Raw genomic sequence first — 15,279 nt, 5'->3', positions numbered from 1 at the left:
TCCTTTAGCTTAGTTAAAGCCCCATTTCTTTCCTCTATCTACAGCTAAAGCTGGAGGCAATTCAAAAACAAAACCTAAACACAAAGTTTTACGAACTTAGCGCTCAAGACAAAAAAAAACCTTGCATACTTTGAGGTTAAAAAACTTAACCACAAAATACGCAAGGGTCTACGCAAAGATCGCAAGGATTTAAAAACTTAGAATCTTAGTTCCTCAGAACCTTAGTAACTACTTCAAAGAAGCCATATCAATCACAAAACGATATTTCACATCGCTTTTGTTCATTCGATCGTAAGCCTCGTTAATATAATCCATATCGATTATTTCTACATCTGATGTGATGTTGTGTTCTGCACAATAATCCAGCATTTCCTGAGTCTCTTTAATCCCTCCGATTAAACTTCCTATGATGCTTCTTCTTTTCATGATTAACGTAAAAACAGGAATTTCTGCAGGCGCCGGAGGAGCTCCTACCACAATCATAGTTCCATTGGTTTTTAGTAAATTCAAATAAGCATTATGATCGTGTTTCGCTGAAACGGTATTCAGAATAAAATCGAAACTGTTGGCCAACGAATCCATTGTTTCAGGATTTGAAGTTAAAGCAAAATGATGTGCTCCCAACTTTTTGGCATCGGCTTCTTTAGAGGGAGAATGACTCAACATCGTCACTTCAGCACCAAAAGAAACGGCAAATTTTACCGCCATATGTCCTAAACCGCCTAAACCCAAAACACCAACTTTATGTCCTTTACCTACTTTTAAATAACGCAACGGCGAATAAGTCGTGATTCCCGCGCACAACAAAGGCGCTACCCCTTTTAAGTCTAATTTTTCGGAAACATGAAGGGTATAATTCTCATCGACAATAATACTACTTGAATAGCCGCCACGAGTCGGAATATCTGTTCCTCTTTCTACGCTGTTGTAAGTTCCAGTCATTCCTTCATCACAAAACTGCTCCTCACCTGACTGACAACTCGGACAAGTTCTACAGGAATCTACAAAACACCCGATCCCGGCCAATTCTCCAACTTTAAATTTAGAAACTTCACTTCCAACAGCCACAATTCGGCCTACAATTTCGTGACCCGGAACCAATGGGTAATTTATAGGTCCCCAATCTCCTTTTACAGTATGAATATCGGAATGGCAAACACCACTATACAAGATTTCTATCTGAACCTGATGAGCACCAACTTCTTTTCTTTCAAACGTATAGGGTTTTAACGGATTTACAGCATCATATGCCGCATAAGCTTTTACTGGTATCATTTTATTAAATTTTAATTTAGCTATTAAATTTACAATAAAATTCTACACCAAAATAAAACGGGAAGTTGTAAAATCATGAAATTTCAGCATCCAAATTACATCCCCGCTCTGATAGCCTCTACCGGATCTAATTTTGATGCAGAGATCGCAGGCAAGATTCCTGAAATTAACCCGACAATGATCGACAATCCGGATCCAATTATAATATTACTAAAACTTAAGACAAATTCAAAATCCAGTAAACTAGTTAGTAAAATAGACAAAAGCCAAACAATCATAATTCCAATTATTCCGCCTATTAAACAAAGGATAATTGCTTCAAACAAAAACTGAAACAGAATAAATTTGTTTTTAGCACCTAATGATTTCTGAATCCCGATTAAATTAGTTCGTTCTTTCACAGAAACAAACATAATATTAGCAACTCCAAATCCTCCCACCAGAAAAGAAAAGAAACTTATACAAATTCCACCTACACGTAAAGTTCCTAAAATACCATCGATAAGATCGGTAAAACCGGAAAGTACATTGACGAAAAAATTATCAATTTCTCCGGCTTTCATTCCGCGAATCCCTCTTATTTTCTGAGCTACTTCTGCTTTATAGGCATCCATATCAACTCCTTTTACAGGCTTCAAAACGATTACAGGTGTCATAGAGTCACTATCGCCATACATTCGTCGTAAAAAATTTGCCGGCAAATAAACAGAAGTATCATTGCTGTCTCCAAAAAAACCGGCTCCTTGTTTTGCTATAACACCAATGACGGTAAAACGCTGTCCGTACAAACGGATATTTTTTCCAATTGGGTCACTTGTTCCAAAAAGGCCGTCGGCGATCTCATATCCCAAAACAATTACCGGAGTCCCCGAATTCGATTCCGATTCATTGTAAAATCTTCCTTTATCAAAACTCAATCCGTCAATATCGACCATTTCAAATGAGGAAGGAACAATATTTACATCGGCAACGGTTTTAGAATCATATTTCAGCGTTTCATGTTTTACAAAAAGCTGATAACCGACCTGATCGGTATTGGTAAGAGAATTTTTCAAAGCAACATACTCATCGTATTTCACATTCGGAAATTGTTCTCTTTTCCATTGTGGAATTTCAGATGGCCCAAAACAATATTTCATCAGATAAATGGTGTTTTTATCTAAACTGCTCAAATCCTTAGAAATTTTACGATCTAACGAATCCACAGCGGCAAGTACGGTAATAATCGAAAAGATACCAATGGTAACCCCAAGCAATGACAACAGCGTACGTAATTTATTATTCCGCAAAGCATTTATGGCAAAGCTTAAACTTTCTTTTAACAACCGTAGATAAACCAGCATATGTAAGTATTTTTCTGTAAAGTAAAATTCAAAAAATTAAAATCAAAAACCTAATAAAAGTTAACTTACTCATCAGTAGATTTATTTAGCATAATGTTACATTAATTTTCTTTAAAATAATATATAAAAAAACTACTTTTGCAGTCTGAAAATCATAACTACACAATGAGCACAACTAAAACAATACAATCGGCATTAATTTCTGTTTTTTCTAAAGACGGACTGGAACCAATCGTTAGAAAATTACACGAACAAAACGTAACTCTTTATTCAACCGGAGGAACTGAAGATTTTATTAAAAATTTAGGTATTCCTGTAGTTCCTGTTGAAGACATTACTTCTTTCCCTGAGATCCTTGGCGGAAGAGTAAAAACATTACACCCGAAAATTTTTGGAGGGATCCTGAACCGTCAGGATAATGAAAGTGATGTTAAACAAATGAAAGAATTTGACATTCCACAGATTGATTTAGTTATCGTTGATTTATACCCGTTTGAAAAAACAGTTGCATCCGGTGCTAGCGAACAAGATATTATTGAAAAAATTGACATTGGCGGAATTTCATTGATTCGTGCCGGAGCAAAAAATTTCAAAGACACTGTAATTGTAGCTTCTGTTAACGAGTACAGTTTGCTTTTGGATTTGATCACAGAACAAAACGGAGCAACAACTCTTGAGAACAGAAAATTGTTTGCTACAAAAGCATTTCACGTTTCGTCTCATTATGATGGTGCTATCTTCAATTATTTCAATACAGATGAAACCATCTATAAAGAAAGTATTGATAACGGTCAGATTTTGCGTTATGGCGAAAATCCACACCAAAAAGGATTCTTTTTCGGAGATTTTGACGCAATGTTCAAAAAAGTTCACGGAAAAGAGTTATCTTACAACAACTTACTTGATGTAGATGCTGCAGTAAACTTAATTAATGAGTTTAAAACTGACGGACCAACATTTGCTATTTTAAAACATAATAATGCTTGTGGTTTAGCTTCAAGAAAAACAATCAATGAAGCTTATTTAGCTGCTTTGGCTTGTGATCCGACATCAGCATTTGGTGGTGTTTTGATTGCTAATACTAAAATTGATTTGGCTACAGCACAGGAAATCAACAAATTATTCTGTGAAGTTGTAATTGCTCCAAGTTATGATGCTGAAGCTATTACTGTTTTACAAGAAAAGAAAAACAGAATCATATTGGTTCAAAATGAAGTTGAATTACCTTCAAAACAAGTGAGAACATGTCTTAATGGTTTGTTAATTCAGGACAGAAACAATATTACAGATACTAAAGAGCACTTAAAAACCGTTACTACTACAGAGCCGACTGCTCAGGAAATAGAAGACTTAATATTTGCTTCAAAAATTTGTAAAAACACAAAATCAAATACGATTGTTTTTGCGAAAAACGGAACATTAATTTCGTCAGGAACTGGTCAGACTTCAAGAGTTGATGCTTTAATGCAGGCTATTGATAAGGCTAAAGCTTTCGGATTTGATCTAACAGGAGCTTCAATGGCGAGCGACGCATTTTTCCCATTTCCGGATTGTGTAGAATTAGCCAAAAAAGCAGGAATAACAGCTGTAATTCAGCCAGGAGGATCAATAAAAGACGAATTAAGCATAAATTATTGCAACGAAAACAATCTTGCAATGGTATTTACAGGAACACGTCATTTTAAACATTAATTTGTTTAACTTTGTTCGATAATTAATTATAACATTTTAAACCCCTAAAAAACTTATGGGATTTTTTGATTTCATGACCGAGGATATCGCGATAGACCTTGGTACCGCAAACACTTTAATCATACATAATGATAAAGTTGTTATTGATAGTCCGTCAATCGTTGCACGTGATCGAATATCAGGCAAAATCATTGCTGTTGGTAAGGAAGCCAACATGATGCAAGGTAAAACACATGAAAACATCAAGACCATAAGGCCCTTGAAAGATGGTGTAATTGCAGATTTTGATGCCTCAGAAAAAATGATCAATATGTTCATTAAAAGTATTCCGGCATTGAAAAAAAGAATGTTTACTCCAGCTTTAAGAATGGTAGTATGTATTCCGTCTGGAATTACTGAGGTTGAAATGCGTGCTGTAAAAGAATCTTGTGAAAGAGTAAACGGTAAAGAAGTTTATTTGATACACGAACCAATGGCTGCGGCAATTGGTATTGGTATTGATATCATGCAACCTAAAGGAAACATGATTGTTGATATCGGTGGTGGAACAACTGAAATTGCTGTTATTGCATTAGGCGGAATTGTATGTGACAAATCTGTAAAAATTGCAGGTGACGTATTCACAAATGATATTGTTTATTACATGCGTACCCAACACAACCTTTTTGTTGGAGAGAGTACTGCAGAAAAAATAAAAATACAAATCGGAGCTGCGATCGAAGATCTTGAAAGCCCTCCTGAAGATATGTCTGTTCAAGGTAGAGATTTACTTACCGGAAAACCAAAACAGGTAGATGTTTCGTACCGTGAAATTGCTAAAGCATTAGATAAATCAATCCAACGTATTGAAGATGCTGTAATGGAAACTTTATCGCAAACTCCTCCTGAATTAGCAGCAGACATCTACAATACCGGTATTTATTTAGCAGGTGGTGGATCTATGTTGAGAGGTCTTGACAAACGTATTTCTCAAAAAACAGATTTACCGGTTTATATTGCTGAAGATCCATTAAGAGCTGTTGTTCGTGGAACAGGAATGGCACTTAAAAACATTACCAAGTTCAAAAGTATCTTAATCAAATAAGATTCAAAAAATAACAATCAATATCTTTTTATCAGAGTCAGATTGAATCATCTGACTTTGGTAAAACTTGAACCCAAAAGCATATCCTGAAACAAAATAACCGAACAAGAAATGCAGCAAATTTTTAATTTCATTATAAGAAACAGTAATCGATTGCTGTTTTTGCTGCTTTTAGGCATTTCGTTGGCCCTCACAATTCAATCTCATTCCTACCACCGAAGCAGAGTAATCAGTTCCGCTAATTTTTTAAGCGGAGGTGTTTATGAACGCATTAATCGTATCAACGAATATTTGAATTTAAAAACCGAAAACGACGAACTTGTACTTGAAAACGCAAGATTAAAAAGTCTTTTATTCAACAAAGAAGACACAACCAAAATACCTTTAAAAGATACCATCAAAGGGGTAAAACCTGCGGATATCATTGTTTCAAAAGTAATTCACAATTCCTACAGTACACACGAAAACTATATCACCCTGAACTCCGGAGCAACCGACGGTGTTAAACAAGACATGGGAGTTATCAATAGTTTAGGAATTATCGGAGTTGTAGACAATACCTCTAACAGATATTCTACTGTGGTAAGTATTTTGAATATGAAATCACAGATCAATGCAAAAATCAAAAAATCAAATCACTTTGGTTCTTTAACCTGGGATGGAAAAAGTACCGGTTTTGTTCAACTGGAAGATGTTCCAAGACTGGCTTCAATCAGAAAAGGAGACACCATTGTTACCGGTGGGCAATCTGTAATTTTCCCTGAAGGAATCAATATTGGTACGGTAGACAAAATTTACGTAAAAAACAAAACCAGTTTTTATGTGATCAACGTAAAACTGTTTAATGATATGACCAATCTTGGACATGTTTACATCATTAAAAGCAAAGACAGAGAAGAACTTATTAATTTAGAAAAAAAGGGGAAAGATGAATAGCGCATTGTTACTCAATATTTTTCGATTTATTGTATTACTGGCCATTCAGGTTGTTATTTTCAACAATATGAATTTCCTGGGATACATAAGTCCTTTTCCGTATATTTTATTTATAATTCTCTATCCTGTAAACAGCAACAAATCAGGCTTAATTATCTCAAGTTTTTTACTTGGACTAGCCATGGATATGTTTTGTAATTCGGGAGGAATCCATGCGACTGCTTCTGTTATACTGGCTTATTACAGGCCTTATATTTTCAAATTTTCATTTGGATTGAGTTATGAATATCAAACCATAAAACTAAACGAGTCTTTAACTCCTGAGCGATTCTCCTTTATTTTATTATCGGTTGTATTACATCATATCATACTATTTACACTTGAAGCTTTTCAATTTAAATTCATCTGGGATATTTTGCTTCGAACTTTGTTCAGCTCGATATTTACCATTATCATTTCAGTCATAATAATATATCTTATTAAGCCCAATAAAAGATGAGAAAAGTTCTGCTGCCCTCTTTAATTATTATTGCAGCATCTTTGCTAGTGATCAGGATATTTTATTTGCAAATTATAGATGATTCTTTCAAATTAAAATCAGAAAATAATGCAATAAAAAAAGTGTATGACTATCCTGAAAGAGGTTACATATACGATCGATATGGCAAATTAATGGTTGCCAACCAGGCTTCTTATGACATCATGGTTATTCCGCGCGAAATCAAAGAAAACATTAATATTAATGAACTTTGTACGCTGTTGAATATCACAAAAGAAGATTACGAAAAAAAAATAGCAAAAGCCAAAGTATACAGTCCAAGGTTACCTTCTGTATTTTTACCTCAATTAAACAAATCCGAATTTGCTGCTTTTCAGGAGAAAATCAGAAAATTTGAAGGTTTCTATTTCCAAAAAAGATCCCTTAGAGATTATGAAGTAGATTACGGAGCTAATATCTTTGGATTCATCACACAGGTGAATGAAAGATTAATTGCCAAAAACCCGTATTACAACAGTGGTGATTTGATTGGTAAACAAGGAGTCGAAGAAAGCTACGAGGAAATTTTACGCGGAATAAAAGGGGTAAAATACATTCAAAAAGACAAATATAACAGAGAAATCGGCTCTTATAAAGAAGGGAAATATGATACTATTGCAGTAGCCGGAGAAGACATTAATTTAACCATTGATGCCGAACTTCAGAAATACGGCGAAGAATTAATGATCAATAAAAGAGGAGGAATTGTTGCGATTGAGCCTAAAACCGGTGAAATTCTTGCATTAGTTACTGCTCCTTCTTATGATCCCGGTATTTTAGTTGGAAGACAACGATCTAAAAACTATACGCTTTTGTATCATGACTCTATCGCCAAACCATTGTACGACAGAGGTCTTTTAGCAGAATACCCTCCCGGTTCTCCTTTTAAAATTTTAACCGGATTGGTTGCTTTACAGGAAGGTGTCATCAATGAGCAAACTACTTTTATGTGCCATCACGGTTTTAGTTATGGTAGAGGTCGTTTTATGAAATGTCACGGTTTTGGTCCACATCAATTACACAACGGAATTTACAATTCGTGTAATACATATTTCGCTCAGTCGTACATGTTAACGATTAACAAATACAAAAACCCAGGACAAGCGGTTGATATCTGGAGTAATCACGTAAAAAGTTTTGGATTAGGTCAGTTTATGGGGTATGATCTACCTACGGGTAAGAGAGGAAACATTCCAACTTCTAAAACCTACAAAAAAATATATCCAAACGGTGGTTGGAGAAGTACAACAATTGTTTCGAACTCTATTGGTCAGGGAGAGGTTTTAATGACCCCAATTCAGCTGGCCAATATGATGGCGACCGTTGCTAACCAGGGTTATTATTACACGCCTCATATCATTAAAAAAATTGAAGGAAAAAAAATAGACGCTAAATTCACCACCAGACACGAGACTACGATAGACAAAAAATATTTTCCTCCCGTGATCAGTGGTTTATTTGATGTGTACAATAAAGGAACGGCTTATTCTTTAAGAGTAGAAGGAATCGATATTTGTGGAAAAACAGGTACAGCAGAAAACTTTGCCAAAATCAACGGAAAAAGAACACAGCTTAAAGATCACTCTATATTTGTTGCATTTGCCCCTAAGGACAATCCGAAGATTGCAATTGCTATTATGATTGAGAACGGAGGTTTTGGAGCAACAGTAGCTGGTCCTATTGCCAGTTTGATGATAGAAAAATACTTACGCAGAAAAATCACTTCAAGAAATGATTTAGAAGTTCGTGTTTTAAACAAAAGTTTGGTAGCGGAATATGCAAAATTAGGCGGAATGAAAGAAGCAAGCGCAATAGAATCCACCCCTAAAGACTCCATCTTAAAAGCGAAGATTATTGTTCCAAAAACAGTAACCCCAAAAACAGAGATCAAAAAAACCACAGTAGACACAACAAAAGAGAATTAATAAAGATTATTTCAAATGAGAAATCAAAGTGTAAAAAATAATATAGACTGGATAAGTGTGGTCATCTATGCTATATTGGTAGTTTTAGGATGGCTGAACATTTATTCTTCTTCATTATTATCTACTGATGGCACTTATGAAAAGCAATTAATATTTATTGCCTGTACAATTCCTTTAATATTTGTTGTTCTTTTTGTAGATGGTAAATTCTACGAGAAGTACGCTACTATTATTTTTGGCGTTTCTTTATTATCATTAGCCGGATTATTTCTTTTTGGAAAAACGATTGCCGGTCAGAGATGTTGGTATGCCATTGGAAGTTTTACCATACAACCTTCTGAGTTTGCAAAAGCAGCAACATCCTTAGCTTTAGCGAAATATCTAAGCGACAGTCAAATCAATTTAAAAGAAACGAACAGACAGATTCAGGCTTTAGCCATTGTTTTTCTACCGGTTCTTCTGATCTTGCCGCAACCTGACCCGGGAAGCGCCTTGATATACAGTATTTTTATTGTAGTTTTATTTAGAGAAGGTTTACCTGCATGGTATGTCTGGACAGGATTTTTGGCCATCCTATTATTTGTACTTACACTCGTTCTGGAACCTTACGTGGTGATATTAATTTCACTAGGTGTTTTGACCATCATCCATTTCAAAGGCCGGGTTGTAGATCGAAACCTTCTTTTAAGCGGAATCTTACTCGCTATTGTTTCCTGTTTTGTTTTATCTGTTGATTATGTTTTCGACAATGTCTTCAAGCAGCACCACAGGGATCGTTTTAATATCCTTTTAGGAAAAACGGTAGACATGAAAGGTATTGGATACAACACCAATCAATCTGAAATTGCTATTGGATCCGGTGGATGGATTGGAAAAGGTTTTCTGGAAGGAACTCAAACCAAAGGAGGCTTTGTACCCGAACAACATACGGATTACATTTTTACAACCGTTGGTGAAGAATGGGGTTTCCTAGGCTCAATGGTTGTCATCGCTCTTTTTGTTGGATTATTTCTAAGAGTCATTTACTTAGCCGAAAGACAAAAAACAAAATTCAGCCGCGTATACGGATATTGCGTTGCCGGAATTTTATTCACACACTTTTTCGTAAACATTGCCATGGTTGCCGGAATTTTCCCGACAATCGGGGTTCCTCTGCCCTTCTTTTCTTATGGAGGCTCCGGACTTTGGGGATTCACTATTTTGTTGTTTATCTTCTTAAAAATGGACGCCAATAAGGTTAATGAATGGTAGGGTTTTAAATTCCAAATTTTTGAAATTCCAAATTCCAAATTTATGCGTTTAGGGTAAGCTTATTGCAAAGAGCTCTTAACACTCACACTAGCGTTGCGATCTTTGCGCACTCTCTTTGTGTCCTTGCCTATACTTTGCGATTAAAATAAAGAAAAGGTTCGCAAATATTTTCTTTTGCACGCAGATTTAGCAGATTAGGCCGATCTTATTCACCTCTTAAAAAAATCTGTGCAATCTGCTAAATCTGCGTGAAAAATTTTCTCAAAGCATTAAATTTTTAGTACAGCTTGTATATGTGTGTGTGTGTGTGTGTGTGTGCAAAACTCCACAAAAATAAGAATCTAAATTATATACAGTAAGAGCATATTTTCTTTACTAAAAAAACAGTACCATTAACAATAGCTTATACTACAAACTTAAAATTCATCACACCCTTATACAAAAAAAGCCCGAAGTAAACTCCGGGCTTTTTGATTCTTTAGATATTCTCACTTGGTCTTTTCTTTAAAATTTTAAGCAAGACCGGCAAGGTTGAAATGATAATGATTATGATGATTATATATTCAATATGTTGTTTTAAATCTATTCCTTCTTTTAAAAAGACACCGTATAAGTAATGTCCCGAGAAGATCAAAATAAACGACCAAAGAAAGGAGCTCAGTACGTTATAAAACATGAATTTCTTTTTATCCATAGAAACTATTCCGGCAATGATTGGGGCAAAAGTTCTAAAGATTGGAAGGAAACGAGCGTAGATAATAGCCTTACCACCATATTTCTCAAAGAAGTCTTTTGATTGCAATAAATATTTCTTTTTGAACCAGAATGAATCTTCTTTTTTAAATAGGTAATAGCCGCTTTTGGCTCCAAACCAATATCCCGTCATATTTCCTAAAACTCCCATTATAGCAACCAAAAGAGAAAGCAAAAATACATTGATAAAATCTCCCGGTATGTGAACAACGCTTTCAACCAAATCACGACTGTAAATCCCTGCCAAAAAAAGTAAGCTATCTCCAGGCAGAAAAAAACCTGCAAAAAGTCCTGTTTCAGCGAATACTATAAACAGAACAATATACAACCCAATTTGAACCCCTCCGACACTTAATGTAATATAAAATTCAGGGTTTATTAATTGAGTCCAGTCAAAATTATTCATATATGCGTTAGGTTATATTTATAAGTCCGTGAAAGTAGCAATAATTTACTTCAACCACAATAAAATACGGGATTTTAAAGATTAATTAACGATTCAAAAAAAGCCCGGGTAACAACCCAGGCTCTTAATTATTCCTCTCTTACATACTTGCAACAGCTATGCAAATTATCATAATCGGTTTGGGTCGCTTTTTCCTCTTTGGTATCATGTCCAACTTTAGCAATTGCCTTATTTAAATCTGCCGGAGAAGATTTCTCCTCATTTAAAATCACCGTAAGCTGATGCGAACTAATATCCCAAGAAGCGGTTTTTACTCCCGGCACACTAAACGCCGCTTTTTCAATACGTTTTTTGCATTGCTCACAATTACCGTTTACCTCTGTAGTGTATTTTAAATTCTTATTTTTCTTAGTTTGTGCCTGAGCAGAAAACCCTAAAAAAGTTACCAGTGCAATTAAAATTATTTTGTTCATTTTTTCTATTATTTATTGTTACTATTTATTGATTCTTGTAATTAAACTTAACTTCTTTATTTTATTCTAAATCGCAATCCCGCATAAAACATCTGTCCGAAAATTGGCGCGTACGCAATTGAAGCATCAAAGTTGGGACCAAAAGGATCATCGGCTCCTAAAATTGCTTTTTCCTGTTTGTAATTCCCTATGTTTTCTCCGCCTATGTAAACTTCAAATACAGGAGAAAAAACACGTGTCACCTGAACATTCATAACCGCATATGCAGGTGAAAAATCAGGAAACTGATCTGCTGCAGGATTTGATGCCGTATAAGGCAATTGTTGTTTTCCCGACCAGTTAAACGTATAATCAAACTTCCATTGTTTACCATTGTTCAAAGCCGTTTCATATTCCAGATTTCCTAAAAAACGATGTTTTGCTTGTAATGGACGTTGAAAAGTTCCTCTTAAATAATCGGTTTGAATATCGTAGTATTTATAAGCCGTTCTCAGATTCAGATTGTGAATCAACTCCAAATTAAATTCCACCTGTAAACTATTGGCAAACGACTTCCCTTTTAAATTATAAAACAGAACCTCCTGAGGACTTTGCATGACATCAACAACGGCTTGATTTTGAAAATCAGTACGGTAGAAATCAAAACCTGCTTCGGCATTTTTATTAAACAATTTAAACTTCTGAGAAAAACTCAAACCGTAGTTCCAGGCAATTTCAGGATTCAATCCATAAATTTTTCCACTATTATCTAAAATAGAAAAGGTTCTTGAACTGGCAAAAAGCTGTTGGTTTTCGGCAAAGATATTAGCCGAACGTTTCCCTCGTCCTGCCGAAAAACGAAGCACTCCATACTCCCAAGGATTATATCGCAAGTGTAAACGTGGTGTTACAAAAACACCCAGTCGGTTATGATTGTCTACTCTACCTCCTAAGATCAGACTAAAATTATCTGTATTGTCATAGGTGTATTCAAAAAATGCTCCAACCGAATTATCAATTCTGCTGTAATCATTCACATTTACAAACTCCTGGTAACGATCGTACGAAAAATTCAAACCGGTTGTAAATTTGTGTTTGGTATTATTGATAATCGAATTGAAAATCAAATTCGAATAATAACTGCTTTGTTTGATATTATATTGATTCAAACCAAAGTAAGATTCCTGATTATGACTGTTGAAAGCATTCTGAAATCCAATACTCTGATAAGGCATATCCGGAAAAACATATCCAATTTTTGACGAAACATCAAAACGTTCTGTATTGATTTCCGAACCCCAATAATTTGTTGTTCCTCTGTCTCTGTCTTTATCAAAATCTACTTCTCCGGTTTGTTTTTTATCATTCATATACCTGAAATTGATAAAACTTACCAAACCACTTTCGGCATCATAATACTGATACCGATTCAGAATATTGATTTGTTTTCCTAAGGGATTATCCAAAAAACCATCCTTATTCATATCATTTTTTGCAACACGGGTATTTCCATGAAGAAAAAGACTTGTTGCCCATTTATCCGATATTTTTTTATTGAAATGAGTATTCAATTCAAAACGAGAATCAGTAGATCCGTAAAAGTTCAGAAAAAACGGATCATCGTTTAAAGGTTTTAAAAGTTCCGTATTTATCTGTCCGGAGATACTTTCATAACCGTTAATAACACTTCCGGCTCCTTTGGTAATCTGCACGCTTTCAATCCAGGTACCGGGTGTAAAAGACAATCCATAAGCCTGTGAAGCCCCACGTACTGAAGGAATATTTTCTTCGGTAATCATTAAATACGGACTCGTTAAACCCAGCATTTTTATTTGCTTTGTTCCTGTTAAGGCATCCGAAAAATTTACGTCAATAGACGGATTTGTTTCAAAACTCTCAGCAAGATTACAACAAGCAGCTTTTAATAATTCTTTACTTGTAATAACACTTGTATTAGCAGTGACGGTATAGGATTTTTTAATTCCTTTTTGCTTTTTTGTGATCTTTACTTCCTGTAAATCTTCCTGTGAAAAAACAGAAACGGAAAGCAAAAACACCACAAAAAGCAGTATATTTTTTTGCATAAGATTGACTTTAATGTGAAATAGAAAACTGTTCTTTAACACTTCTCAAAAAACGAGAAAGGATTAAATAACAAAGCACAAGCTATCATTAGCTTGATTCTAAAACATTAAAATCAGGAGTAGAAAATGTACTGATTGTATAATTTGTATAAAGGGGGTGCATTCGCATCAGAATAATACGAAGTAATCTGCTTATTTTTGAAACCCGGAAGCGAAAGAAAGGCAATTGGTTTAAAATCTTCAATTACGGCAGGAAAAGCAATTTGAAAAAAGAACATCTTAAAGGTAGCATCGTCTGATTTTTTCTCAAAACGAACTACTTTGTCTTTACAACAGGATGATTTTTTTTCTGAAATGCCACAACATTTCTTTTCCGGAGCAACAGAACTCGCAGTATTTAAAGAAACCGAAGCAATCTTGCCTCCACAATAATGCACATCAAAAGCAAACCCGATGTTGGAAACCAACAATAGGAAAGCTAAAAATAATCCTGTGCACTTCTTTAGATTCATACTGCAAAATTATCTAAAAGACTTTTAAAAAAGCCGAATAAACTGTTATTTTTTTAAGTTTTGCATCTGATAATAAAACGCGGGAATAAAAAGCAAGACAAATATGGGCTGAATAATAAATCTTCTCACATAAAAAAGCAACCATCCTCCGTCGGGAAAATAGGCCACAATTACAAAAAACATCCCAAAGAGAACTACCAAAAAACAGCTGTATAAAAACGCACTAAACTTCAGCATTTCTTTGTCCCGAAATAACACATAAATAAGGATCAGTGATAAAACAGAATTTAAAAAATACCGAAACAAAAGTCCACAAAAAAGTTTAAAAGCATCTACTTCAGGGAAAGCCGAAGTTTTGAAATCAGAACTAAAATAAACCAGGAAAGGATCATAAAACAATGTTTTTTCAAAACCTCTAATCAAGCCAAAGCCTACTATTATAATAATCGAAAACAGAATTTTGAACTTATGATCTCTTATTTTATTTAGCATACTTCGAAAATTTATTCACCCAAAAAACCCATAAGCTAAAAACCAATCCATAGATTATTAAAGGAAAAAGAACACCATGAAGAATATGTTCTTGCTCAGGAAAACGAAATAACAACACCGTTAATAATGCAATTCGGATTACATTCAGAACATAAATTAAAAAAACACCGAACAGAATAAAACCCAAAGTCGTTTTCAACTTTCCTGAAAACGCTAATACAAAAGAAACAAACAGAATCGTAACACTTACCGCATTACATCCTTCCACTATTCGGAGCGTAAATTTAGCATTGTACCAAACCTCAAAATAGGGATTTAAAGGGCTTTTAAAAATTTTACTATCACAATTAAACAATCCCATCAGCCCATCTACATTATGACTAACGATAGTCGTTATCCCATCAACATCAGTTGTGTCAAAACTATCTAAATAAAATTTATAAACTAACGTAAATCCGATATAGGCAGCGAAAAAAGTGCCTATAAAAATCAGAAACGGTTTAAATTGCAGGAAATATTTTTTCAAAAGAAATTTT

14 protein-coding genes are annotated in these 15,279 nt (G+C 34.7%); 6 read left to right on the top strand and 8 right to left on the bottom strand.

What is annotated here, in order from left to right; all coding sequences use genetic code 11:
• Positions 1 to 228: 228 nt before the first annotated feature.
• Both ACHRV5_RS09295 and ACHRV5_RS09290 read right to left on the bottom strand, forming a co-directional pair.
• Positions 229 to 1,275, bottom strand: a complete 1,047-nt coding sequence (locus ACHRV5_RS09295) for an NAD(P)-dependent alcohol dehydrogenase (RefSeq protein WP_047772790.1) — start codon at positions 1,273 to 1,275, stop codon at positions 229 to 231.
• A gap of 95 nt (positions 1,276 to 1,370) precedes the next feature.
• Positions 1,371 to 2,618, bottom strand: coding sequence for an ABC transporter permease (locus ACHRV5_RS09290; RefSeq protein ID WP_047772788.1), 1,248 nt, complete (start codon positions 2,616 to 2,618; stop codon positions 1,371 to 1,373).
• Positions 2,619 to 2,783: 165 nt separating this feature from the next.
• On the opposite strand from ACHRV5_RS09290, the gene purH reads away from it, so the two are divergent.
• The 6 genes from purH (at position 2,784) to rodA (ending at position 10,044) form a co-directional block, all read left to right on the top strand.
• Entirely contained in the window at positions 2,784 to 4,310 is a 1,527-nt protein-coding gene (gene purH / locus ACHRV5_RS09285; RefSeq protein ID WP_395426560.1) for a bifunctional phosphoribosylaminoimidazolecarboxamide formyltransferase/IMP cyclohydrolase, read from the top strand.
• Between the two features lie 55 nt (positions 4,311 to 4,365).
• On the top strand, positions 4,366 to 5,394 hold the full coding sequence (locus ACHRV5_RS09280; protein ID WP_047772784.1) for a rod shape-determining protein: 1,029 nt from the start codon (positions 4,366 to 4,368) through the stop codon (positions 5,392 to 5,394).
• 111 nt (positions 5,395 to 5,505) lie between these two features.
• Positions 5,506 to 6,330, top strand: a complete 825-nt coding sequence (gene mreC / locus ACHRV5_RS09275; RefSeq protein WP_395426559.1) for a rod shape-determining protein MreC — start codon at positions 5,506 to 5,508, stop codon at positions 6,328 to 6,330.
• A complete protein-coding gene (locus ACHRV5_RS09270) occupies positions 6,323 to 6,829 on the top strand; it encodes a hypothetical protein (protein ID WP_047772779.1) in 507 nt (168 codons plus the stop codon). Before mreC ends, ACHRV5_RS09270 begins: the two co-directional genes overlap by 8 nt.
• Positions 6,826 to 8,793: a penicillin-binding protein 2 gene (gene mrdA / locus ACHRV5_RS09265; protein ID WP_230004410.1), complete on the top strand. Its 1,968-nt coding sequence runs from the start codon at positions 6,826 to 6,828 to the stop codon at positions 8,791 to 8,793. The genes ACHRV5_RS09270 and mrdA overlap by 4 nt, the downstream gene beginning before the upstream one ends.
• A gap of 15 nt (positions 8,794 to 8,808) precedes the next feature.
• Entirely contained in the window at positions 8,809 to 10,044 is a 1,236-nt protein-coding gene (gene rodA, locus ACHRV5_RS09260; protein WP_047772775.1) for a rod shape-determining protein RodA, read from the top strand.
• A 478-nt stretch (positions 10,045 to 10,522) separates the two neighbouring features.
• Here the strand turns inward: rodA and ACHRV5_RS09255 are convergent, their stop codons facing one another.
• The 6 genes from ACHRV5_RS09255 to xrtF form a co-directional block, all read right to left on the bottom strand.
• Positions 10,523 to 11,203: a DedA family protein gene (locus ACHRV5_RS09255; RefSeq protein ID WP_395426558.1), complete on the bottom strand. Its 681-nt coding sequence runs from the start codon at positions 11,201 to 11,203 to the stop codon at positions 10,523 to 10,525.
• 128 nt (positions 11,204 to 11,331) lie between these two features.
• Positions 11,332 to 11,676: a heavy-metal-associated domain-containing protein gene (locus ACHRV5_RS09250; protein WP_230004409.1), complete on the bottom strand. Its 345-nt coding sequence runs from the start codon at positions 11,674 to 11,676 to the stop codon at positions 11,332 to 11,334.
• 56 nt (positions 11,677 to 11,732) lie between these two features.
• Entirely contained in the window at positions 11,733 to 13,739 is a 2,007-nt protein-coding gene (locus ACHRV5_RS09245) for a TonB-dependent receptor plug domain-containing protein (RefSeq protein ID WP_395426557.1), read from the bottom strand.
• Between the two features lie 113 nt (positions 13,740 to 13,852).
• Positions 13,853 to 14,251 carry an HYC_CC_PP family protein gene (locus ACHRV5_RS09240; RefSeq protein ID WP_395426556.1) on the bottom strand — a complete coding sequence of 133 codons (399 nt, stop codon included), beginning with the start codon at positions 14,249 to 14,251 and terminating at the stop codon, positions 13,853 to 13,855.
• A 45-nt stretch (positions 14,252 to 14,296) separates the two neighbouring features.
• Positions 14,297 to 14,743, bottom strand: coding sequence for an exosortase F system-associated membrane protein (locus ACHRV5_RS09235; RefSeq protein ID WP_395426555.1), 447 nt, complete (start codon positions 14,741 to 14,743; stop codon positions 14,297 to 14,299).
• Positions 14,733 to 15,269, bottom strand: coding sequence for an exosortase family protein XrtF (gene xrtF, locus ACHRV5_RS09230; protein WP_395426554.1), 537 nt, complete (start codon positions 15,267 to 15,269; stop codon positions 14,733 to 14,735). The genes ACHRV5_RS09235 and xrtF overlap by 11 nt, the downstream gene beginning before the upstream one ends.
• Positions 15,270 to 15,279 lie beyond the last annotated feature (10 nt).

Source organism: Flavobacterium sp. FlaQc-52, assembly GCF_044007495.1.
In the GTDB taxonomy this organism is placed as follows: domain Bacteria; phylum Bacteroidota; class Bacteroidia; order Flavobacteriales; family Flavobacteriaceae; genus Flavobacterium; species Flavobacterium cupriresistens.
This window is presented reverse-complemented; position numbering and strand designations above follow the sequence as displayed.